Here is a 24,122-nt window from a genome sequence, read left to right on the forward strand (position 1 = left end):
CAGATTACTGACTGAGCAGAGTCCGCCGCTCTTTCATAAATATACGTTTGAACAGATTTATTTCAAACGGTCAGATCAGGTTAATTCTCTTCCCCATTTCCGTATCGGTTTTATTATTAGCGGATAGATTAATACCAGGAATAAAAGATTCAAAAGAATAGTAGGCACTAATCGATTCAATAAGTATACTTCTATCGGCATATCTGCTAATCCAATCACAGTGAAAACCGTATAGACACTTAGATCAGCCAAAGCTATTCCAAAAGCGGAAAGGATTAACAGCACATAAAAGTTACCTTGCAGCATTTTCTTTAAACCGCGGACAATGTAAATTACCAGTGCATAAGAAAACATATAAACACCTAAAATACCTGTATACACAATATCAAAAAGCAATCCAAAAATAAGTGCATATAAAACAGCATAATAAGTATCATTACGGTCGTAGAATATGGCAATGTAAATGAGCATAATAAACAGCCAGTGCGGCACAATCATATATGTACCCATTAATAACTGTTGAGGTAAAAGCTCTAAAGCCACGCCGCTGAGTACCATGACGACGAACAGAATCAAAGGGAATATCACACGTCTAGTCAAGACTCGTCATCCCCTTCTTCAACATCGTCTTCCGGCTGGTCAATAGAACGGTTCACAACAATAACATTGCGGATGTCAAATAAATCCGCCGCCGGTTCGACCATTGCGATTCTGGTCAATCCATATTGGTCGGCAACTACTTCATTTACTTCACCAATGGTTATGCCAGCAGGAAACTCTCCGCCAAGTTCTGAGGAATATACGGTATCTCCTTCCTCGATATCTGTATCCGATTCTTCAATAATGCGGAATAAGAGCATCTCTGTCTCTTCATCGAACCCTTCTATCATTCCAAAAATATCACTGTCGTCTTCTCTCAATACAGTTGCAGAAACACGGTTGAACTCGTCAAAACCTGTCAGTAATTGTACCGTGGCCGTACCCCCTGATGTATGAAGCACTTTTCCAATCATTCCTTCAGCTGTACGCACAACCATATTTTCCTGTACCCCGTCATTCTCTCCGCGATTAATGGTTACCTGATTAACCCATTGCTCCGGCGAACGGGCAATCACTGTTGCATAGATTGGTTCATAGTCTCGAGCTGTTTCCGTCATATCAATCATGGAACGCAGCTCTTCATTTTCTTCTTCCAGATTTTGCAGGTCATAGGCTACACTTTTTTGTTGAGAAAGCTGCTCCCTTAATACCTGGTTCTCTTCATATGTTGTCTTGAAATCACTGATATTGGAAGCAATATCAGTGACAAACGTTACTGGAGCCTGTGCAACATTCTGCACCCACCCCACGGCATCACTGACAATCTTTTCACCAACGTTTAAATGTCCGCGATTGTTTAGAGAATATCCTATTAATACGACGAGTACAATAAATCCGATAAGGATTATAAATAATTTCTTGCTTCGAAAAAAATTCATACAAACACCTACTTATTAATTTAACGCGCGTGAAGACACACTCGGAGCTGAACGGAATTGTTCGATGTAATCTAGTGATTTTCCAGTTCCAATTGCCACGCTTTCCAATGGTTCCTCTGTAACAAATGCAGGAATTTTCGTTTCATCACTAATGACTTTATCCAGATTTTCTAATAGAGCACCGCCTCCGGATAAGACGATTCCTCTATCCATGATATCAGCCGATAATTCTGGCGGCGTTTTTTCCAATGTTGTTTTGACAGCATTCACAATTGCATCAATATTATCATCCAAAGCTCCAGAAATTTCTTCCGATGTAACTGTAATTGTTTTTGGCAATCCCGTCAACAAATCACGCCCTCTAATATCCCGTTCTTCTCCAACAATGCCTTTTTTCGCTGCTGCTATATCCATTTTAATCGATTCAGCGGATCTTTCTCCAATCATTAGGTTATATTTTTTTCTTATGTAAGAGATAATCGCTTCATCCATATCATCTCCTGCAATTCGAATGGAGCTGCTCGTTACAATTCCTCCCAATGAAATAACAGCGATTTCCGTCGTTCCTCCGCCGATATCAACGATCATACTTCCTGTCGGTTCCCAGACAGGAAGCCCTGCTCCAATTGCCGCTGCAAAGGGCTCTGCAATCGGATAGGCTTCTTTCGCACCGGCTTGCTTCGTTGCATCAATAACTGCCCGTTCCTCCACCATGGTGATGCCAGATGGAACACAAATCATTACATTAGGTTTCTTAGCAAAAAGAGAACGTTTCTTCATTGCTTTTTTCATATAGTAGTTCATCATGATGGAAGTAGTATCGTAATCTGCAATTACCCCATCCTTCATCGGGCGGACAACAGAAATATTTCCGGGTGTACGCCCAATCATCATTCTTGCATCACTTCCAACAGCCTCGACGGCCCCAGTCTCCAAATTTTTAGCTACAACAGAAGGCTCTCGGACAATAACTCCTTTACCTTTTACATAAACCAATGTATTTGCTGTTCCTAAATCAATTCCTAAATCCTGTGAAAAGTTAAATATCCCCATAAATTTCATCCTTTCCGTTCTTCCATCAAATATTAATTTTTAGCTGTTCCTCTATCACGGATAGCCATCCGTAAAATTCCCTTGGAAGGCAATTTCGTTTTATATCAGCACTCTAGAATGTATTCCTTTCGCAGTAAAGCTTCGTTTGCAGGGGATGAAAAGAACCGCCCTGCAGAATGGAGTGATACTTTATACAATTCTAAGAAGCGCCACTTTTATATTTTCCGAAAAATGGCGCTGAAAATTAATTCCAAATATAATTATACGAAAAAAACGCTAAAATAGATAGTATTTATAAGTATCCTTTTTGTTTTAATGAAACAAAACACTCATTCCCAATAACTAAATGATCAATAACCTTTATTCCAATGATATCTCCAGATTCGACAAGACGCTTTGTAACAAGAATATCTTCTTGTGAGGGGGTTGGATCTCCGGAGGGGTGGTTATGGCAAACTAGTATGGAGGCGGCTGACCGTTTTACAGCTTCCCGGAACAGCTCACGGGGGTGGACGATAGAAGCATTCAACGAACCGATAAAGATAGTCTGCCGGTGAATGATTTGATTTTTAGTATTTAAAAAAAGCGCTACAAAATGCTCCTGTGATAAATTACGCATCTCTTCCATAACGTAATTCGCGCCGTCTTCTGGAGAGCGGATTACATAGGCATCCACCGGCTTATAGCTGCTGATTCGCTTTCCAAGCTCAATGGCAGCCAGTATATTTAAACTTTTTGCCGTTCCAATCCCTTTAATCGCTGTCAATTCTTCCACGGTGGCATCTCTTAGCAGTTTAATTCCTTCAAAATGCATCAAAATACGGTCTGCTAGTAATTGGACAGGTTCATTTTTAGAGCCGCTGCCGATTAGAATAGAAAGTATTTCCTGATTGCTCAACTTATCCGCTCCATGCTTTAACAAACGCTCCCTCGGTCTGTCTTCTGTAGGTAAATCTCGTATAAAAATTGGTTTTGCCACGGGTATCCCGCCTTTCGTTTATTTATTGCAGTTCAACTGGCTGTTGGTCACAAATGTCCCGGAGACGGCGTAAACTTAGCCTTTGTTCCTTCTTCAACGGAGATAAAACTTTCGCTGAATGAAGTTTCCTTTATATCATAGCGAGAACACACTTTTCCTACAACTTGACAATTATCCATTTTCAATAAGAATTATCTAGTAATAATCGTTGTTTTCTAATAAAAAATTGTTGTTTTGATAACCTTGTACTACTATAAAAATAAATTTTATGTAAAATCAACAGTTCATTATAAAACCCTTAGAAAGCGGGCATCTCAATCCAGCTTTCTAAGGGTTTTATAACGTCTGCTCCCTATAATTCGTCATAGATTTTCATCCAGGTCAACAATTGGTAAAAAGAAGGCTCTCCTTGCATTTCGGTTATGCTGCTTAATAATTCATCAATCGCCACAGTCTCTGCAGGAGCCTTGTCCACTAGAGCAGCTATCTCTTCCTCAGGGATCGGCTGATTGGACTCTGTCTGCTGAAGCTGCTCCTCAAAAAAAGCTTGAAACGCTGTGATCCATTCCCTTTCTGCTTCGGTCATTTCTATGTCCTTTGTCTGCGTTCCCCATGCCTTCACATAAAGCTCTGCTTGATTATCGGAAAGGGATGCAGCAAGAGCCTGTGCAGCATCCTCTGACGATGCAACTCCTGCCATTAGATAAAACTCCCCATCCCTGTCAAAAAATACAGATGGAATATTTAAATTCTTCAAGCTGGCGATTAATGGGTCAGCATTTTCTTGATCTGAAAAAACACCTGCTTGAAGGATATAGGTTTCTAACGAAGCGAGTGTGACAGCAATAACATCTGGACTGGCTTCTTCTTTTTCTGCCGGCGTTACCGCTGGGGTTGTTTGGGATGGATTTTCAGCACTTGTCGGTGTATCAACCTGCAGAAACATCCGGAAAATTAAAAAACCAATCAAGGTACCGACAAGCACAGCACTTCCCCCACTAATCAGGATTGTTTTCCATACAGGATTTCTTTTTAATTTTCCCTTATTCGTGCCTTTAACGGCTGTCAGCGTGGTGATGTCTGTTTCTTCTGGTTCGTTCTCCAGCGTTGCTGCCGATGTTCTTTCTGCACTATCATCTTTGGAGGATGTATGGACTTTGTATGTCCAAGTACCTTTCGTATCTTTTATTCTATGCAGTTTATGTTTTGTCATTCATCCAGCCCTCCAGTGCCAGTTTTGTTTCACTCTAGCACAGCCCTTGTAAAAAGTAAGGCGAATCATGACACTATCTATTATAATCGTTCTACAATTTTCTTAATAATCCTCCCTCTATTCAGACGCTTCAAGTGACTTCACAAAAGAACGGATATAATCAACAAAATGAAAGGAACCTGTTATCAGGATCGGTGCCATTGACGTTTTTATTTTTTCTTTCATCCATGCCTGCCAGTCCTCGACCTGCTCTCCCTTATCTTGCAGCGGATAATCGGTTAGGGCAGCTGCCCGGGGATGATCAAACGATGTTATATATAAGTTTGGAAAGACATCTGCCAGCAGACGCTGCATTTCTTCTATATCCTTATCTTTAAAAGCTGCAAACAGTACATGTACTTTTCTTCTTGGATAAATAGCTCTCACAGTTTTAATAAAAGCTCTTACTCCTGCTTCGTTATGAGCACCATCTACTAGAATAAACGGGTTATCATGAATCTTTTCCATTCTGCCGGGGATGGTCACTTTTTGGATTGCTTCGATGGACGTGTGCATATCCAGATGACCGAATCGATTTTTTAACACTTTTAACGCCTGTATCGCTACGGAAGCATTATGATGCTGATGTAATCCAATTGTCCGAAGCTTTACTCGGTAACGTGAGCCAAGGTTTTTCCATTCAAATTCATCTATCTGGATATTTTCCATCGTAAAGTCCATCCCAAAACGATATAATACTGCTCTATTTTTATTTGCTTCATTAACAATTGGAGTGAGTGCCTCTCCCTCTACCCCTGTTATAATCGGAGTATGAGGTTTTATAATTCCAGCTTTATGCGCTGCGATTTCCACAAGTGTATCTCCCAAAAAAGCAGTATGGTCCTTGGAAACCGTGGTAATAATGGATAAAACTGGTTGTATCACATTGGTCGTATCGTCTCTTCCGCCCATACCAGCTTCAATAATAGCTATATCAACATTTCTGGAGAAATATAAAAATGCCATTGCTGTCATAATTTCAAAATGGCTTGGCGGTTTGCCTTCTCGATCCATTTGTTCAATGACCGGTTCTATTTCCTCAAACAACTCTGCAAATACATCTTCTGAAATAAATTCCCCGTTGTAAAGGATAAACCCGGTTAAACCGTTTAAACTCGGTGATGTAAAGGTTCCAATCCGATAACGATTTGCTCTTAAAGCAGCCTGCAAAAAAGCTCCTGTGGACCCTTTTCCGTTTGTACCGGCAATGTGGACCGAAGTAAACTTCTTCTCCGGATGATCTAAAGCTTCTAATAATGCTTCTATCCGGTCTAGTCCAGGCTGTACACCAAGCTTCTGACGTTTTTCAAAAAATTCATGGATGTTCGTACGCATCTTTCTTTCCTCCTTTATCTATTTCATCGTATACTAATTATCACAGCATAAGCGTCTGTGCTTTTCCCTGCTATATTACATACAGCTAAAAATTTTTTTATACAGGGAAGTGGCCGCTTCATCTCCTCAGTGACTGCCTTAAGGTTATCAGGAGAAATTGACCAATAGCTAAATTTTCACCCTTTAGCAGAAAGGATGTACAACTTTGAATTATACTGGCTGGATTATTATTAATGGAAGTATCGCAACGGATAAATTTATCGATTATGCAACTATGATTGAAGAAGCCGCTGCAAAACAAAAAATGAAAACCATTTGTTTAAAAAATGATGCGGTTTTAACTTTATTATGCCCGAAAAATGGAACGGTGTCACCTATACCAAACCATAATAAACTGCCTGATTTTGCTTTTTTTATCGACAAGGATATTTATCTGGCAAGACAGCTGGAGCAGTTGGGGGTTCGTGTCTTTAATAGTTCACTTGCTATCGAAATCAGCGACGATAAAATCTACACCTATCAAATGCTCATGAGAAATCAGCTTCCTATTCCGGAAACGGTTATTGCTCCTAAAAAATATCATGCAGATAATCTGCCATCCGACTATATCCAGGAAATAATCAATCATTTTGGATTTCCGCTGATTGTGAAAGAAGCATATGGCTCCTTTGGTGAACAGGTTCATTTAATCGACAATCAACAGAGCTTAACAGATATTATCTCGAATATTGGCGAGCGCCCCTTCGTATTTCAGCGTTATATAGAGGAAAGCAGAGGCAGGGATATTCGCGTTCAGGTAGTTGGTGACAAAGCGATAACTGCTGTGGAACGGCAAAACGAAGTAGATTTTCGGGCAAATGTAACTAATGGAGGCAAAATGCTGCCCTTTCCCCTTAATGAGAATACAGAAAAGCTGGCTGTAGCAGCAGCTAAAGCCATTGGAGCTGATTTTGCCGGTGTCGATTTATTGTTTGGCCAAGACAGTGAACTGCTGATTTGTGAAATAAATGCGAATGCACATATCCGCAATCTTTATGAGTGTACGGGCGTCAACGCCGCTGATTACATGATAACTTATATAAAAAAGGAGCTTTCCCGATGAATGGATGGCTGATATATACGAAAGCAGATTCAATAAGAAATAAAAGCTATATCGACTGGTTTATAGATGAAGCTAAAAAGCAATCCATCTATCTCAGATTATTGATCAGGGAAGATCTATCGATTGGCATAAATCAAAATAAACAGGTTATCTATGCGAATGGAGAAGAAATCTGTGCAGATTTCGCAGTTATCCGGACAATGGAACCTCTGCTCAATAAACAATTAGAACAAATGGGAATTACCGTATTTAATCACTCTATAATCTCAGAAACATTTAATCATAAAGCATATGGCTATCTCGCTATCCAGCAACTAGGTATTCCTGTTCCGGAAACCTATTTTTTCCCCGGAAAGATGGCCCCTCCCTCCTTGCCTTTTAACTTCCCTTTTGTTGCCAAAACAGCTAATGGGAAAGGAGGAAAGCAGGTTGCGATGCTTCATAGCCAAAAAGAATGGGAAGCATACCGCCAGAGCCTGACCGAAGACTATGTACTTCAGTCTTCTCAACATATTCAGCCGGGCAAGGATTTACGCGTGTTCGTGATTGGTACAAGGATTATAGCAGCTGTTTTACGTGAGAACTTAAACGATTTTCGAGCAAACTACTCTCTTGGCGGAACAGCATCTCTGTATACGTTAAATGAAACAGAAAAAAGTATCGTTCAAACAATTATAAATGCTTATGATTTCGGCCTTGCCGGTATTGATTTTATGTTCACGGAAAATGGAGAATTTATATTTAATGAAATTGAAGACGCCGTTGGTTCGCGTACGTTGAGCAAACTCAGCGATATCAATATATTAGAAGAATATGTAACGTATATAAAAGAAAAAATGCTATGAGAAATTGTCTCATAGCATTTTTAATTACTGTTTTAATTCTGCTAAACGGGCTTTTACTTTCGCCTGTTTATCCAGATAATCTTTTTCTTTTTGTTTTTCTTCTTCCACTAAGGATTCTGGTGCTTTGCTGATAAAGCCTTGGTTAGAGAGCTTTTTCTGCACTCTTTCTACTTCTTTGTTCCATTTAGCGAGTTCGTTTTCCAAACGTGCGATTTCTTTATCAAAGTCAATCAGGCCTTCTAAAGGAAGGAAGATTTCTGCACCTGTCACAACAGAGGTCATCGCTTTGTCCGGTGCTGCAATATCTTCTGCAATTTGCAGAGAGCTCGGGTTACAGAAACGCTCTAAATACTCCCGATTCTTTTCTAATTCCTGCACAAGCTCTTCATTTTCTGCGGAGATAAGTATCTCAATTTGCTTAGACATCGGTGTATCTACCTCTGCCCGGCTGTTACGTACAGATTTGATAATAGCAACTAAGCGCTGCATTTCAGAAACTGCTTTTTTATCATCAAATGCCGGATTTACTTTTGGCCATTCGCTGACTGTAATAGATGCTCCTTCATGCGGAAGCTGCTGCCAGATCTCCTCTGTAATAAAAGGCATAAACGGATGCAGCATACGCATCGTCTGGTCTAATACATGTGCCAATACAGAACGGGTTGTATTTTTCTTGGCTTCATCTTCACCATACAGCGCCAGCTTAGCCATTTCAATGTACCAATCACAGAATTCATCCCAAATAAAGTTGTAGAGATATCTTCCTGCTTCGCCAAATTCATATTTATCTGCATTTCTCGTTACATGGTCAATTGTTTCATTCAATCGGGATAAAATCCATCTGTCTGCAACCGTTAAGTCCCCTGTTAAATCAATATCCTCATACTGGAACCCTTCCATATTCATCAGAGAAAAACGGGAGGCATTCCATACTTTATTGGCAAAATTCCAGGTAGACTCGATTCGTTCCCAATGAAAACGCAGGTCCTGACCAGGTGTAGAACCAGTCATTAAGAAATAACGCAGCGAATCGGCACCGTATTTATCAATGACATCCATCGGGTCTACACCGTTCCCCAGGGATTTACTCATTTTTCTTCCTTCAGCATCACGAATTAAGCCATGCAGCAATGTATCCTCAAATGGACGTTCATTCATAAATTCCTTTGATTGGAAAATCATCCGGGATACCCAGAAGAAAATAATATCATAGCCTGTTACCAAAACATTGGTAGGGAAATAACGTTTCAAATCAGCGGATTCTTCATTCGGCCAGCCCATGGTAGAGAACGGCCATAAGGCAGATGAGAACCATGTATCCAATACATCCTCATCCTGCTCCCAGTTTTCAACATCCTCCGGCGTTTCTTTACCTACATAAATTTCACCTGTTACTTTATGGTACCAGGCCGGAATCCGGTGCCCCCACCATAATTGTCTGGAAATACACCAGTCACGGATATTATCCATCCAGTTGAAATATGTTTTTTCAAATCGCTCTGGTACAAAGTTGACTTTTTCCGCGTCAGAATCCTGCATCTTCAAAGCTGATTCTGCCAACGGCTCCATTTTTACAAACCATTGTGTAGATAAGTAAGGCTCTACCACTGCACCGCTTCTCTCCGAATGCCCGACCTGATGCGGACGTTCTTCGATTTCAAAGAGCACACCCTGCTCTTGCAGGTCTTTAACCAGCTGCTTCCGGCATTCAAAACGGTCTAATCCCTGATACTTCCCTGCATTTTCATTCATGGTGCCATCTTCGTTCATCACAAGCACACGCTCTAGATTATGACGGTTCCCAATCTCAAAGTCATTCGGATCATGAGCAGGTGTAATTTTAACTGCTCCGGAGCCAAGCTCCATATCTACATAATCATCTGCAACAATTTGCATTTCTCTTCCTACAATCGGCAGGATAACCGTTTTTCCGATTAAATGCTGATAGCGTTCATCTTTTGGATGCACCGCAACCGCCGTATCACCGAGCATAGTTTCCGGCCGGGTTGTCGCAATCTCAATTGTTTCATCACTATCCTTTATCGGGTAGCGCATATGATAAAAATTCCCTGGAATCTCTTCATAAATCACCTCAATATCAGAAAGAGCTGTTTTCGTGGAGGGATCCCAGTTAATAATATATTCGCCGCGATAAATCAATCCTTTTTCGTAAAGACGGACAAATACCTCCCGAACAGCTTCAGACAAACCTTCATCTAACGTGAAACGTTCCCGGGAATAGTCTAATCCAAGTCCAAGCTTCTCCCACTGCGAGCGGATAAAGCTTGCATATTCCTCTTTCCACTCCCAGGATTTTTCAAGAAATTTCTCCCGTCCAAGCTCATAGCGGCTGGTTCCCAATTCTTTTAATTTTGCTTCTACCTTCGCCTGGGTAGCAATCCCCGCATGATCCATTCCAGGAAGCCATAATACATCATAGCCCTGCATACGCTTCATACGTGTGATTGTATCCTGCATCGTGGTATCCCATGCATGCCCTAAATGCAATCGTCCTGTTACATTTGGCGGCGGAATCACAATGGAATACGGCTCCTTCTCCGGATCATCTTTTGCTTCAAAAAACTTCCCATCTAACCAAAATTGATATCTTCCTGCTTCCACTTCTTGTGGATTATATTTAGGAGGAAGCTGATTTTGTTTATCTGACATGTTAAAAAACCTCCTTCATTCATTCAACTAAAAAAACCTTTTCATCCTTATACATAAAGGACGAAAAGGTATATTTCCGTGGTACCACCTTTGTTTGCTGATCAATAAAAGCTGCTGCAGCTTCATTAAAGCACACTCAAGGTCATGGATATCGGCTGACAACCGGAACCTCCTACTTCATTTTTCAGAGATTCTACATCAGAGACGACTTCAAGAACAACCTTCTCGGGAAATTTTCAGCACAGGATTTCCCTCTCTAAGAGCGTTTACTCTTTACTACTTCTCTTCCACGTATTCGTATGTTTTCTTAGTAACATTTATTTTATCGTTTCCGCTTAAGAACGTCAACTAGATTTTCATATATTTACCGATAAATAGGCTTGTTCCCAGTTCATTAAAAAGTGTATCTATATTATTGACACACTTTTCGAGCATTTATACATAACATATTATATATCATTCCTGAAGTCACACTTCATTCAAAAAAGGAGGGAAATAAATGTCCCGTTATTATCGTTATCGTATACCGCTTTGGGCCAGAAAATGTATTTTCGTTGTAGAAGCCTGCGTCACACCTATTCTGGTCTTTCAGATTATCCGAACGCTTTTAATACCAACAGCATTTGATATTTTAATACTAGCTGTACTAATTGGCCTTGCCCTTTCTTTTTACATGCAATGGATTTAGTCTGGCTGTTCTTCTTTGGACTCATATGTTTCTTGAATAAACTCCACCCAATTCATCCCAAATTCTAAACGGCGGAATTGCTGCTGCAGCTCTTTGACCTGATTAACCATCGATTTCTTTGTGCGGCGGTCTGTATAATTCTTAAGTACACTTAAATAGAATGAGGGATTTAACAAATAGACAGAAACAAGATGCATTTCCTTTACAGTCAGATGATTTGTTTTTTGATAGACCGTAAATGCCTGCTGTATTGTTTCCTCAGGCTGGTTATAAGCTCCTGTCAAGCCCCGGAAATAATGTGATAAATCACGTGCCGGATGCTCGAATCCTCCTGATTCCCAATTAATTAAATAGCCCCCCTTTGAATGCGTATCGTCGACTCGCTGATGACATAAGCTGGAAGACCATAAAATCTCCGTTTCTTCCTCTCCATAGATTTGATACAGTTTATCTTGCAGCAGCCCTACAGCATGGCAAACCCCTTTATAATGCGTGCAATAAAGCAGCTCAAACGGCGACATATATTTTCTGCTTTCATAATCGGTGACACGGGCATGGAGCTGATCTAAGGATTGTTTACAAAAGCTTGAAAACCCTTGAAAGGATTCTTTGAGACGATCAGATTTAATACGGCTGGTCTGCCTTGTCTTTTTATGAATTTGTGCAAGTGTCTGCAATGTTCGCTCAATGTTATACGCGGAATCTGTGACCTCCGGAGAGTCAATCCAAGGTGTTAAATAATAGTAAAAATTTTCCTCCTTATGAAAAAATGCATTGTCCCGGGTTAAATACACAGGTAAAATCTCTGTCACATTTTTTTCACGAGCAATACGGTAGACATGCTGCCAATTCTCCATCGTCTGTTCTGTTAAAAAACTGCGCTTCAAAGCATATTCCTGCATACCGTCAAATACTTTTACAACACGCTCTGTCTGTTTTTCAATACTGACGGGATAGATATGATATGCTTCCAGGACCTTCTTCCATATATTCACCACATGTCACCCCTTATTTGTAAACTTGAAATTGCTCGTGTATATCAAATCTGCATTACATCTGAATATTAACCTGCATAAAATAATTAAAAACATAGATTATGTAAAACTCCGGCACAAATAATCTTATTCATTATTTGTGCAGAGTCTTTATTTATTGTTTAGACGGAATATAAAGCAGCTGTCCTTCATTTACTTCTAATTCTTCTTCTAATTGATTATGCTTGATTAATTGCAGCGGGCTGATTGCAAACCGTTCTGCTATGGTATCGATCGTATCATTCTCCTGAACAATGCACAGACGCATTTTGGCATAATGATCCTCGTCTGCTTCGCGGAAAATCTGAGATAGTAACGATTCGCTTTCTGTTCGTTCCTCCTCTTTTTTCGGTTCTTCAGCCACCAGTATTTCTTCCTCCCTGGGTGTATCTGGATAGAAGGTATCTTCTATATAATCAATCACCTCGGATTCATCAGCGACATCCCAGCCTGGCTCCTCCCCTGTCATCTCCATATCTTCCTCAGCCTCTAATACCTCTTCCACCTGCTCTTCTTCTTCCGACTCATCCTCTGAAGCCTTTCCTTTCGAAAGAGACTCGAAATATTCAGAAAGAGGCTGTGACTTTACTTTCCATCGATCCGGGTCATCTTCTGGCTCCTCTTCTGAATAGCTTTCTTCCAATGTTAATAGTTCTTCCATTTTTTTCTGATCCTTCGATATCGCTTGCTCATTACGAATTAATGCTTCTTCCGGGGGGCTTTCTTCCAATATCGGTTCAACTTCCGGTTTAATTTCTTCTTCTGACGCTAGCAGTTCTTCTAATTTTTGCTGATTTTCCGATATCGTTTGTTCATTGCGGGTCAATGCTTCTTCCGGAAGTTCTATTTCGAAGGAAAATGTATCTCCTACCTGTTCTTGATCCGCTTCTGCTGTTTCCCAATTTTCTTCTGACGGACGATATGCTTCATCCTGTAAAATCCCTTGAATCTCAACTGCAGCAGTAATTTTTAAACTATCTGCACCTAATAAATCATAATCAAAGGATTCAATTTGTACCGTGACATCTTCTATTTTATTCACCCGATGAGGCGGCACAGATATATCTACAGGAAATTTATGGGTGAATACATACAGTCCATTTACCTCTCTAATACTTTCGACATAACGCTTAGCCTGAATTTGATCAAAGTCAAAAATCTCTTCTCCTTCTTCTTCACCATTTACTTTTTGATATTCTCCCTGCAGTTCAAGATTGCCATGGATAGAAATATAGTTATCTAATGATTCGATTGTTATTTCTGGTTCAATGGAAATTCCTCTGAGCTCTTCTACTTCCTGTCCTTTTTCAAAAAACAGTGATTCTTCCAGTTCAAAAACAAATGAATTAGAATCTACTGACAAATGTATTCCTCCTCTCGCAAACAGTCCAGATGCGAATCATTCGTTATCATTTATATGATAAGAAACATTGGAATATGCTAAGGAGGAAGATTGGTTTAAAGCAAACAAGAAAAGCAGGGGTATCGTTTATGTTAAACGCGCTTCAAGAAATCACTCTGTTTCCGGGTATTCCATTAACCAGCAATCCCGATACTCGCCCTCGTGCAGTTCATGGCAAGGAAGTAATTTTATTTTCTTAAAACCACTTTTCTCGTAACAGCGAATCGCTCTTTTATTCCAGGCTTGGGGGTCCATGACGACTTTATTTACATGTTTCGTATTCATTAAATAAGCAACCATAGACTGGATCAGGAGTTTGCCAATACCTCTATCCCAGTATTGCGTTTCTCCTATAAATTGGTCTATTCCATAAATAACATTATTATCATTTAAATAACCATACTTTTTTCTCGTGTTTACATTTAATAGAGAATATTGAATATAACCGATTTCAATATTATCAAAAGCTATGATACATCTGACTACATTGTCTTGAAGCGGATAAAATTTTTCATTCACTTTTTCTAAATCAAATGGATTATCTCTCCCATCGTAAAATTGAAGAACTGCCGGATCGGAAAGCCACTTTGCCAGTAAATAATTATCCTCTTTTGTTAATTCACGAACAGTTAGCTTATTATTTTGAAACAGCATCTTTGTATGACCTCCACTTGAATTTGAGAAAGTAATATTCTGTCAGTAAAAAAGAGAAACCCGCATGGATTTCTCTTTTATTTTCTCTTTATCATTATTTTTCAATCTTAGAAAAAGCAATATGCACCGCTTCAATTGTCTTTTCAATATCCTCATCTGTATGTGCAGTAGATAAGAATAATCCTTCAAATTGAGATGGCGGTAAAAATACGCCTTCTTCAATCATCGCACGGTAATATTGCGCAAAGTAGTCTAAATTAGAGGATTGCGCCGTTTCAAAATCAACGACTTCCTGATCTGTGAAGAATACACCGACCATGGAACCGGCACGATTAATATGAAGCGGTATATCATATTTGTCTGCCGCCTGGCGGAACCCTTCTGTAAGACGGTCTACTTTCTTATTAATTTCTTCATAAGACGCTTCTGTCAAGGAAGCTAACGATTCATAGCCCGCTGTCATGGCTAACGGGTTACCGGATAATGTACCGGCTTGATAAATTGGACCAGTCGGTGCAATCTGTTCGATAATTTCCCGTTTTCCGCCGTATGCGCCGACAGGAAGACCGCCGCCGATGACTTTACCCAGACAGGTTAAATCAGGCGTAACATCAAAATGTCCCTGCGCACTGTAATAACCGACGCGGAAGCCTGACATTACCTCATCAAAGATAAGCAACGAACCATTTTGCTCGGTAATATCGCGTACAGCCTGTAAGAAGCCTTCTTTTGGAGGCACGACTCCCATATTTCCACATACAGGCTCCATAATCACCGCTGCGATTTTATCACCATAATGCTCAAAAGCAAGCTTTAAGCTCTCTACATCATTATAAGGAACGGTAATGGTATTCTTAGCGATATTTTCTGGTACCCCCGGGCTGTCTGGAAGACCAAGTGTTGCAACACCAGAGCCGGCTTTAATCAGCAGGGAATCCCCATGGCCATGATAGCTTCCTTCAAATTTAATAATCAAATCCCGGTTTGTATAACCCCGCGCCAGACGAATCGCACTCATCGTTGCTTCTGTCCCAGAGTTGACCATCCGAACCATTTCAATCGATGGAACACGGTCAATAACGAGCTTAGCCAGCTGATTTTCTAATAATGAAGGTGCTCCAAAGCTTGTCCCTTTTTCAACAACTTCCTTTAAACTTTTCGTCACACGCTCATCTGCATGTCCCAAAATTAACGGTCCCCAGCTTAGTACGTAATCAATATACGTATTGCCGTCAATATCGGTAATTTTAGAGCCCTTTCCTTTTTCCATAAAAATCGGATCAAGCCCCACTGATTTAAATGCACGTACCGGAGAGTTTACCCCGCCGGGCATTAAATCAACAGCTTCTTTGTATGCATCTACTGATCTTGTGTTTACCATGCTCTTCCTCCCTTATTTATCTTCTTGCAACCATTTTGCCACATCTTTTGCAAAATAGGTAATAATTAAGTCTGCGCCTGCACGTTTCATCGATAGCAGGGTTTCTGTTACTAATTTTTTCTCATCAATCCAGCCATTTAAAGCAGCCGCTTTAATCATGGAATACTCCCCGCTCACGTTGTATGCAACGACGGGCACGTCAAAATTATCTTTCACTTCCCGCATAATATCCATATAAGACAGGCTCGGTTTGACAATTAAGAAATCAGCGCCTTCTTTAATATCCGATTTCGCTTCACGAATTGCCTCCAAACGGTTAGCCGGGTTCATCTGGTAGGTTTTCCTGTCTCCAAATTGAGGTGTGCTGTCTGCTGCATCACGGAAAGGACCGTAATAAGCGGAAGCATATTTCACCGCATAGGACATAATCGGAATATGGTGAAAACCGGCTTCATCCAAAGCATGGCGGATGACAGTTACAAATCCGTCCATCATATTGGAAGGAGCAATAATATCGGCACCTGCTTTTGCTTGAGATACAGCTGTTTTAGCTAACAGCTCCAGAGAAGCATCGTTGGCTACATCTCCGTTTTCAATCACGCCGCAATGTCCATGCGAGGTATACTCGCATAAACAGGTATCCGCAACAACAAGCATTTCCGGATACGCCTGTTTCACGATTCTTGTTGCTTCCTGAATAATTCCATGATCATGAAAAGCCTCGGATCCGATTTCATCCTTTTCTTCTACCACGCCAAATAAAATAAGCGAACGGATTCCTAATTGATACGCTTCCTCCACTTCTTTCAATAAATGATCAAAAGAAACCTGGAAAACTCCCGGCATTGACGAAACCTCATTACGGATGTCTTCTCCTTCAATAACAAATATCGGATAAATAAAATCCGTTGCCCGTAAGTGTGTTTCTTGAACGAGTGCGCGCATCGAAACGGATGAACGCAAACGCCGATGTCTGTCAAATGTGAATTCACTCATGATTTATCTTCCTTTCGTTTGCAATCGTTGAAATTAAATCCAACATCGCATCTGTTGTATATGGTATGGACGTATATAGATCAGGAATCCCTAATTCCCTTGCCTTATCTTCCGTCGTATTACCGATACAAATATAGGTTGCATTATTCGGTATACATTCCGCTAATTGTACAAACGCCTCTGCTGTTGATGGGCTTGTAAACGTTATATAATCAACAGTTGGAAGCTCTTGATTCAACTTCTGTTTTGATTCCACACAATACGTTGTCTCATACACTTCCAATGCTTCATAAGCAATCTGGGCTTCTTTTAGCTTTTCTGGAAGCGTCGGCCTTGATAAATTACCCCGTATCAGCAGCACCGGCTTATCCGATGTGTAAAAAGAGATAAACGCTTCTGCCATCGCCTGCGCATCAAAGGTTTCCGGAACAAAGGAAGCAGCATAACCATATCGATGCAATACCTTTTCTGTTTTCTTGCCGACGATTCCTATCTTCAATCCTTCCGGAAACGTTATCTGCTGTTTACGGAGCAGCTGAAAAAAACCATCCACACCGTTAGCGCTTGTCATGAATACCCAGCTGAAATCCGAGAGGCGTTCCAGTATAGCAGTATCCTCAAGTTTTTCTGGAAAATTTATTTCAATCATTGGGACAATAACTGGACTACCGCCCAGCTTCGTGACTTTGTCAGCCATTTCAGCAGCTTTTGTCTCTTCTCTCGTAATCAATATGCGCTCCCCGTGAAGCGGCTTTCCCATGATTATTCCATCTCCTCTTTGACACGGTCAACGATATCTTTAGCTCCCTGATTTATTAATATTTCAGCCGCCTGCTTACCAACTTGAACAGAGTCATTACCGCGGACGACTTCTTTCAGGATTGTTTTTCCGTCAGGGGTTCCTACTAAAGCAGTTAAGACGATTTCTTCGCCATCTAAATAAGCATAGCCGCCGATTGGAACTTGACACCCTCCCTCTAATAAATGCAGGAAAGTACGTTCCGCTAATACTGTTTTGGCTGTATATTCATTATGGATCCTTTGAACGATTTCTTTTAATTCTGTATCATCTTCACGGCTTTCAATGGCAAGCGAACCCTGTCCTACAGCAGGTACACAGATTTCCGGATCCAGGTATTCTGTAATCAGATTCTCACTTAAACCAACCCGCTTCAAACCGGATACAGCTAAGATAATGGCATCGTAGTCTTCCTCATTTAATTTTCGGATACGTGTTTCCACATTTCCACGAATCCATTTAATCTCTAAATCTGGTCTGGCTGCAAGAATTTGTGCCCCTCTGCGTAAGCTGCTTGTGCCGATAATCGAGCCTTCTTTCAGGTCTGCTAATTTGATATTATTTTTCGCAATATAAGCATCGCGGTGGTCTTCTCTGTCAGGAATAGAGGAAATCTCCAGCCCTTCTGGAAGAGAAGAAGGCATATCCTTCATACTGTGTACGGCAAAATCAATTTCTTTGTCAAACATCGCTTTTTCAATTTCTTTTACAAACAGACCTTTTCCACCAACTTTCGATAGGGTTACATCCAGGATTTGGTCTCCCTTTGTAACAATCTTTTTAATCTCAAATTCATTTTCTACACCAGCTTTTTTCAGCTGATCAATAACCCATTTCGTTTGTGTCATGGCTAAATTACTTTTTCTCGAACCAACAATTATTTTTCGCATGATGTGTCCTCCTCGACTTTTCCAGGTTTCTTCTACAATAAAAAGCAACCAGAAAGTAAATGAAATGACCTTCTGGTTGGATGTGAATGATGTAAACAGAATGAATCCATCCTGCTTAGGCAGTGGTTACTCGTTCAATAACCTTGAATGAGGAGGCTTCCTCTTGCGTAAATTTGGTGAATGCATCATTCTTTTTCAGCTGTTTCGCAAATTCTTCTCTTACCTCATTCTCAATCCCAAAAATATCAATAAATAATTGCAACGCCTCATCTGCCTGCTCAGCACCTGCCAATTCTTTCGCCTGCGTAATCGGCTCTTTCAGTAACTGATTTATAATACTTTTCGTATGCTTATTAAGCACTTTTTTCTCGCGATCCGTTAAGCTTGGAATTTTCCGTTCAATACTTTGCATTGTTTCGGATTGGATAGATAGCGCTTTTTGTCTTAGAGCAGATATAACCGGGATAACACCTAATGTTTTCATCCATTCCTTGAATTGGACAATTTCTTCCTCTAAGGATATTTCAATTTGTTCTGCTGCTGCTTTTCGAGACTCCAGATGTTCATCCACAATATTCTGCAGGTGATCAATATCAAATAAAGCAACTTGATTAACTTCAGCAATTTCCGGATCAATATCCCGGGGAACCGCAATATCTACTAAGAATAGTTCTTTATCCTGCCGTTTACTTTGTACCTTTTCAATATCTTCTTTTGATAAAACAACAGACTCTGAACCGGTAGAACTAATCAGGATATCCGCTTCTTCTAATACAACAGATAGTTCATCCATCCCGGCAACCTTAGCTTCAAATTTCTCTGCCATCATTTTTGCTTTCTCCTGTGTGCGATTAATGACAGTGATATCCTTTACTCCAGCACCTTGAATGTTTTTCGCTGCTAATTCGCCCATTTTACCGGCGCCTAAAATAGCTACATGCTTATTACTCAAGTCTCCGAACTTTTCTTTTGCTAATTCCACAGCTGCATAGCTGATGGAGACAGCATGTTCACCGATACCTGTCTCTTTATGCATCCGTTTCCCGAATGTAATGGCCTGCTTAAACAGTTCATTAAAAATGGTACCCGTTGTATTTGCCAGTTGTCCTTTTGAAAAAGCCTGCTTCAGCTGGCCAAGAATCTGTGTTTCGCCAAGAACCATGGAATCGAGTCCAGTCGTCACGCGAAACAAATGCTCCATTGCACCATCATCCTCCGTAATGTGCAAGTAAGTTGAAAAGGTTTCTTTTTCTTCTCCAAACCAATCTGCTAAAAATTGTTTAATATAATATCTGCCAGTATGAAGCTGATCAACAACTGCGTATACTTCCGTCCGATTACATGTTGAAACAATTACATTTTCCAGAATACTCTTCTGTTCCTTCAATACAATCATTGCTTCTGACAATTTTTCTTCATTAAATGTAAACTTTTCCCTAATTTCTACAGGGGTTGTTTTGTAATTAAAACCAACCTTTAAAATATGCACCGTACTACCCCCATTATGATTAAATGATTCAAACTTTTTATGATTATTATCTAATAATCATTATAACATGTCATGAAGTGCTTTTCGTGCTAAAATGTGAACAGAATCTGAAACAATTCGTACGTAACATAAAGATATGTATGATAAAATGATTCATTCCAGCTAAATAAAAACGACCGCTGCAACAACTTATTCCGACTGTAATGTAACATAACTGACCCATTATAGCAAGGAACTCACTTTAAGAGACAATGTACTTGCTTTTTAAGGGGGTGTCTGTTACAGCAGGTATCATCATTTGCAGCACAGAAACAGAGACATTTGGGAGGTTTTTCGATGAAAAGAAAGCATTCACTGCTTGCTTATTTATGTATCGGAATCGGTATTTTTCTTTTACTGCGGGAGCTTCGGATTCCTTTTTTTGTTGACCTTTATTCATGGCAATCTTTCCTGATTGTAATTGGAATTGGTATCATCATTCATAGCTATACAACAAAAACATACCAGAATTTATTTATAGGTACATTACTTTTTGGAATCGGCATTCATCTTCATGGAGTCAAACATTACTCTTTTTGGATCGATGACTGGTCTGTTTATTTCATTATTATAGGACTTGCCTTTATTATCCGTTATACCAAAACAAAAAAAGGATTTTTCTTAGGTCTTTTCTCTATTTTATTAGGCCTGCTATTTCTTTTTTCGGAACAGCTTTCTATATACACCAGCTGGCTTGAACCGATTGTTTCGCTCTTAGAACGATTTTGGCCGATTCTGCTTATTCTCTTAGGTATGTTTATGCTCAAACGCAAATAAGGATACAGCCAGAAATTAAAATTCTGGCTGTATCCTTATTTTATCTTCTCTTATAAGAAAACTTCACTCAGGCGGAAGTTTTACGGACGCTCCTCCGCGATAAAAGATTTTATCGCTCCCCAAACCGCATCCTTGCCTTCGCCGGTTTCTGCGGAAAAAGGAATAAAAATATCATCTGGATCTATTTCTAAAACCTTCTTAGATCGCTTAATATGCTTGTCCTTCTTTGTTTTTGGGATTTTATCCAGCTTTGTCCCGATTACGATGACCGGAAGCTCAAAAAACTTCAAATAATCATACATCTGAACATCATCAGTCGTCGGTTCATGGCGTAAATCAGTAATTAAAATAACAGCCCGGAGCGGTTCTCTGTTTTTAAAATACTCTTCCATCATGCCGCCCCATTTTGCCCGTTCTTTCTTAGATACCTGTGCATATCCATAACCCGGAACATCGACAAAATAAAGAGATTCATTTATCAGATAGAAATTTAAAGTTTGTGTTTTTCCCGGCTTGGAAGAAGTCCTTGCCAAGTTTTTCCGGTTAATCAGCTTGTTGATTAAGGAAGATTTTCCGACATTTGAACGGCCAGCCAGCGCAAACTCAGGATATTGCTCCTGCGGATATTGCTTCTCACTGACAGCACTGATTACAATTTCTGCTTGATTAACTTTCATTTGGTTCATCCTCCTTTACCAACGCGATTTCTAATACTTCATCTAAATGCTTCACCGGGATAAACTGAAGCCCCTCACGGACACTTTCTGGAATGTCTTCTATATCTTTTTCATTATCTTCCGGAAGAATAATCGTCGTCAATCCGGCGCGATGTGCACTTAATGCTTTTTCTTTTAATCCGCCAATAGGCAAGACACGCCCGCGAAGTGTAATTTCACCGGTCATTCCTACTTCTCTTTTGATAGGACGCCCTGTCAAGGAAGATACGAGGGCTGTTGCAATGGTAATTCCGGCTGACGGACCATCTTTAGGTGTTGCACCGGCAGGAACATGGATATGAATATCGTATTTTTCATAAAAATCGGGTTCTATATTCAACTGTTCTGTACGAGAACGCACATAGCTAAACGCAGCTTGCGCCGATTCCTGCATAACGCCGCCAAGTTTACCAGTCAGCTTTAGGCTCCCTTTCCCCGGATAATGCGTTACCTCTATCGATAAAATATCTCCGCCAGCTGTTGTATATGCAAGCCCTGTTGCCGCTCCAACCTGATTTTCCTCTTCAATCAATCCATATCGGTATGCCGGCTTGCCCAGATATTCTTCTACAATGCGATCGGTTATAATAATCCTGTCCTTGCTTTCATCAGAGACAAGCTCTTTAGCCGCTTTCCGGCAAAGCGTCGCAATTTGTCTTTCTAAACCGCGGACGCCTGCCTCCCTCGTATATGTGCGGATTAATTTCATGATAGAAGACTCACGAATTTGTATTTTACTTTTAGTCAGTCCATTTTCTTTAATTTGTTTTGGTATAAGGTGACGTTTCGCGATATGCAGCTTTTCAACCTCTGTATACCCCGGGATAGAGATTAATTCCATCCGATCCAATAACGGCTCTGGAATACTGTTGATGTTATTTGCAGTAGCAATAAACAATACATTAGATAAATCATAGGTCTCTTCAATGTAATGATCACTAAAGTTATGATTTTGTTCTGGATCCAGTACCTCCAGCATAGCTGAAGAAGGATCGCCCCGAAAATCATTGGACATTTTCTCAATTTCATCTAATAAAAATACCGGATTAACCGTTTCAGCCCGCCGCATTCCTTGCATAATTCTTCCCGGCATGGCGCCGATATAAGTTCGGCGATGTCCGCGAATTTCCGCTTCATCCCGAATGCCGCCTAAAGAAATACGGACAAAATTCCGGTCGATTGCGTTGGCAATCGACTTCGCTAGAGAAGTCTTCCCGACTCCAGGCGGTCCGACCAGACATAAAATCGGCCCCTTTATCGTATTAGTAAGCTTTTGAACAGCTAAGTATTCTAAAATGCGTTCCTTCACCTTTTCTAATCCATAGTGATCTGCATTTAACACTTTTTCAGCTTTCTTCATTTGAATATTATCTTCTGTTTTGGTTTGCCATGGAAGCGCAACAAGCCACTCAATATAATTTCGGATGACAGAGCTTTCAGCAGATGACTGCGGGACCTTTTCGTAACGTCCTAATTCCTTCATCGCAACGGTGGTAATTCTTTCAGGCATATCAGACTGTTCAATTTTTGTTCTGAGCTGTTCCAATTCGCCAGTTCTGCCGTCACGGTCTCCCAATTCTTTTTGTATCACCTTTAATTGCTCTCTTAAATAATATTCTTTCTGAGTTTTTTCCATGGAAGTTTTAATCTTTTGACCGATTTTCTTTTCAATGGATAAAATCTTCCGCTCATCCGCAATAATATCCAGAAGCTTATGTATTCTTTCCGTGACATCAAAGCATTCTAATATCTCCTGCTTGTCATCCAGCTTTAAAGAAAGATGTGAGGTAATCATATCCGCTAAGCGGCCCGGATGATCAATATCGCCAACGGTTTCAAATGTTTCATCCGTTAATTTACGTGAAACCTTTATGTACTGTTGGAATTGTTCAAGCAGCGTACGCATTAAAGCTTCAGTTTCATAGCTGTCTCCAACAATCTCCTCTTTTTCTTCTGCCTCTACAATAAAGTTTTCTTCTTCTTCCAGATAACGAATAACCTCCGCCCGATAGAACCCTTCTACAAGTACTCGTTGTGTTCCATTCGGCAGCTTCGTAATCTGTTTAATTTTTGCAACGGTTCCAATATTGTAGATGTCAGCAGAACTCGGATCATCTGAATTCATTTTTTTCTGTGAAGCTAAAAATATGTATTGATCAGCTAACATAGCTTGTTCCAAAGAAGCAATAGACTTATCCCTTCCTACATCAAGGTGTAATACCATCGACGGAAACACAATCAACCCCCGCAGAGGCAGCAGCGGCATTTTTAAATAGTTTGCTGTCATACATTCACCCCCTATTTTCATTTTTTATGTATTTTCTCTGTAAGGCTCTTTCTAAGTGTAAAAAAAAATCAACAAAATGTAAACACCATCATACCTTCTTTTATTATAAACAAGTATTCAGGTATCTATGATTATTATAGTCATTTTATAAAACGAAACATTTATTCATCAGGAGTTTCGCCAATCGGGCATCGTGATAAAAGAAGATTTTACTGAAAGCACGTCCTATACCAGCAGAAAAGAGGAAGAATGCAGA

21 protein-coding genes and 1 other annotated feature are annotated in these 24,122 nt (G+C 40.2%); of the genes, 4 read left to right on the plus strand and 17 right to left on the minus strand.

The features are described 5' to 3' along the window. Nucleotides 1-75 precede the first annotated feature (75 nt). The 6 genes from mreD to MKY45_RS13155 form a co-directional block, all read right to left on the minus strand. Complete coding sequence (gene mreD / locus MKY45_RS13130) at nt 76-600, minus strand: rod shape-determining protein MreD (RefSeq protein ID WP_042534391.1); 525 nt, start codon at nt 598-600, stop codon at nt 76-78. Beyond that, nucleotides 597-1,478 carry a rod shape-determining protein MreC gene (mreC, locus tag MKY45_RS13135; protein WP_042534393.1) on the minus strand — a complete coding sequence of 294 codons (882 nt, stop codon included), beginning with the start codon at nt 1,476-1,478 and terminating at the stop codon, nt 597-599. Before mreC ends, mreD begins: the two co-directional genes overlap by 4 nt. Nucleotides 1,479-1,493: 15 nt before the next feature. Next, nucleotides 1,494-2,531 carry a rod shape-determining protein gene (locus tag MKY45_RS13140; protein ID WP_289584816.1) on the minus strand — a complete coding sequence of 346 codons (1,038 nt, stop codon included), beginning with the start codon at nt 2,529-2,531 and terminating at the stop codon, nt 1,494-1,496. A gap of 292 nt (nt 2,532-2,823) precedes the next feature. Beyond that, entirely contained in the window at nt 2,824-3,510 is a 687-nt protein-coding gene (gene radC, locus MKY45_RS13145) for a RadC family protein (protein ID WP_084612981.1), read from the minus strand. A gap of 352 nt (nt 3,511-3,862) precedes the next feature. After that, entirely contained in the window at nt 3,863-4,723 is an 861-nt protein-coding gene (locus MKY45_RS13150) for an SPOR domain-containing protein (RefSeq protein WP_042534396.1), read from the minus strand. 117 nt (nt 4,724-4,840) lie between these two features. Further along, complete coding sequence (locus tag MKY45_RS13155; RefSeq protein ID WP_289584817.1) at nt 4,841-6,097, minus strand: bifunctional folylpolyglutamate synthase/dihydrofolate synthase; 1,257 nt, start codon at nt 6,095-6,097, stop codon at nt 4,841-4,843. Between the two features lie 205 nt (nt 6,098-6,302). Between MKY45_RS13155 and MKY45_RS13160 the strand changes: the two genes are divergently transcribed. Next, nucleotides 6,303-7,199, plus strand: coding sequence for a RimK family alpha-L-glutamate ligase (locus tag MKY45_RS13160; protein WP_042534400.1), 897 nt, complete (start codon nt 6,303-6,305; stop codon nt 7,197-7,199). Continuing rightward, a complete protein-coding gene (locus tag MKY45_RS13165; protein WP_256704754.1) occupies nt 7,196-8,044 on the plus strand; it encodes an ATP-grasp domain-containing protein in 849 nt (282 codons plus the stop codon). The genes MKY45_RS13160 and MKY45_RS13165 overlap by 4 nt, the downstream gene beginning before the upstream one ends. 24 nt (nt 8,045-8,068) lie before the next feature. Here MKY45_RS13165 and MKY45_RS13170 read toward each other — a convergent pair whose 3' ends face one another. Next, entirely contained in the window at nt 8,069-10,714 is a 2,646-nt protein-coding gene (locus MKY45_RS13170) for a valine--tRNA ligase (protein WP_341173005.1), read from the minus strand. Between the two features lie 53 nt (nt 10,715-10,767). Further along, nucleotides 10,768-11,013, minus strand: a binding site (T-box leader). A 200-nt stretch (nt 11,014-11,213) separates the two neighbouring features. On the opposite strand from MKY45_RS13170, the gene MKY45_RS13175 reads away from it, so the two are divergent. Continuing rightward, on the plus strand, nt 11,214-11,402 hold the full coding sequence (locus MKY45_RS13175; RefSeq protein ID WP_042534406.1) for a hypothetical protein: 189 nt from the start codon (nt 11,214-11,216) through the stop codon (nt 11,400-11,402). On the opposite strand, the gene ysxE is transcribed toward MKY45_RS13175, so the two are convergent. The 8 genes from ysxE to hemA all read right to left on the minus strand — a co-directional run bounded on the left by ysxE (nt 11,399) and on the right by hemA (nt 20,047). Continuing rightward, on the minus strand, nt 11,399-12,397 hold the full coding sequence (gene ysxE, locus MKY45_RS13180; RefSeq protein WP_042534407.1) for a spore coat protein YsxE: 999 nt from the start codon (nt 12,395-12,397) through the stop codon (nt 11,399-11,401). The two genes, MKY45_RS13175 and ysxE, sit on opposite strands and share 4 nt — an antisense overlap. 154 nt (nt 12,398-12,551) lie before the next feature. Then, nucleotides 12,552-13,799, minus strand: a complete 1,248-nt coding sequence (gene spoVID / locus MKY45_RS13185; protein ID WP_042534409.1) for a stage VI sporulation protein D — start codon at nt 13,797-13,799, stop codon at nt 12,552-12,554. Between the two features lie 150 nt (nt 13,800-13,949). Further along, nucleotides 13,950-14,492 carry a GNAT family N-acetyltransferase gene (locus MKY45_RS13190; RefSeq protein ID WP_341173006.1) on the minus strand — a complete coding sequence of 181 codons (543 nt, stop codon included), beginning with the start codon at nt 14,490-14,492 and terminating at the stop codon, nt 13,950-13,952. 94 nt (nt 14,493-14,586) lie between these two features. Continuing rightward, nucleotides 14,587-15,873: a glutamate-1-semialdehyde 2,1-aminomutase gene (gene hemL / locus MKY45_RS13195; protein WP_332093733.1), complete on the minus strand. Its 1,287-nt coding sequence runs from the start codon at nt 15,871-15,873 to the stop codon at nt 14,587-14,589. A gap of 12 nt (nt 15,874-15,885) precedes the next feature. Beyond that, nucleotides 15,886-16,869, minus strand: a complete 984-nt coding sequence (hemB, locus tag MKY45_RS13200) for a porphobilinogen synthase (RefSeq protein WP_042534412.1) — start codon at nt 16,867-16,869, stop codon at nt 15,886-15,888. After that, nucleotides 16,862-17,629: a uroporphyrinogen-III synthase gene (locus MKY45_RS13205; protein WP_341173007.1), complete on the minus strand. Its 768-nt coding sequence runs from the start codon at nt 17,627-17,629 to the stop codon at nt 16,862-16,864. Before MKY45_RS13205 ends, hemB begins: the two co-directional genes overlap by 8 nt. A gap of 2 nt (nt 17,630-17,631) precedes the next feature. Beyond that, nucleotides 17,632-18,558, minus strand: a complete 927-nt coding sequence (gene hemC / locus MKY45_RS13210) for a hydroxymethylbilane synthase (RefSeq protein WP_042534414.1) — start codon at nt 18,556-18,558, stop codon at nt 17,632-17,634. Between the two features lie 115 nt (nt 18,559-18,673). Continuing rightward, nucleotides 18,674-20,047, minus strand: coding sequence for a glutamyl-tRNA reductase (gene hemA / locus MKY45_RS13215; RefSeq protein WP_042534415.1), 1,374 nt, complete (start codon nt 20,045-20,047; stop codon nt 18,674-18,676). Between the two features lie 336 nt (nt 20,048-20,383). Here hemA and MKY45_RS13220 point away from each other — a divergent pair, with 336 nt between their 5' ends. After that, nucleotides 20,384-20,863 carry a LiaF transmembrane domain-containing protein gene (locus MKY45_RS13220; RefSeq protein ID WP_332093734.1) on the plus strand — a complete coding sequence of 160 codons (480 nt, stop codon included), beginning with the start codon at nt 20,384-20,386 and terminating at the stop codon, nt 20,861-20,863. A gap of 80 nt (nt 20,864-20,943) precedes the next feature. Here the strand turns inward: MKY45_RS13220 and yihA are convergent, their stop codons facing one another. Together yihA and lon are read right to left on the minus strand one after the other, a co-directional pair. Beyond that, the gene (gene yihA, locus MKY45_RS13225) at nt 20,944-21,540 is read right to left on the minus strand and encodes a ribosome biogenesis GTP-binding protein YihA/YsxC (protein WP_042534417.1); all 597 of its coding nucleotides are present in this window, start codon (nt 21,538-21,540) and stop codon (nt 20,944-20,946) included. Further along, the gene (gene lon / locus MKY45_RS13230; protein ID WP_042534418.1) at nt 21,530-23,866 is read right to left on the minus strand and encodes an endopeptidase La; all 2,337 of its coding nucleotides are present in this window, start codon (nt 23,864-23,866) and stop codon (nt 21,530-21,532) included. Before lon ends, yihA begins: the two co-directional genes overlap by 11 nt. Nucleotides 23,867-24,122 lie beyond the last annotated feature (256 nt).

Source organism: Oceanobacillus sp. FSL K6-0251, from assembly GCF_038004725.1.
Taxonomy (GTDB): domain Bacteria; phylum Bacillota; class Bacilli; order Bacillales; family Amphibacillaceae; genus Oceanobacillus; species Oceanobacillus oncorhynchi.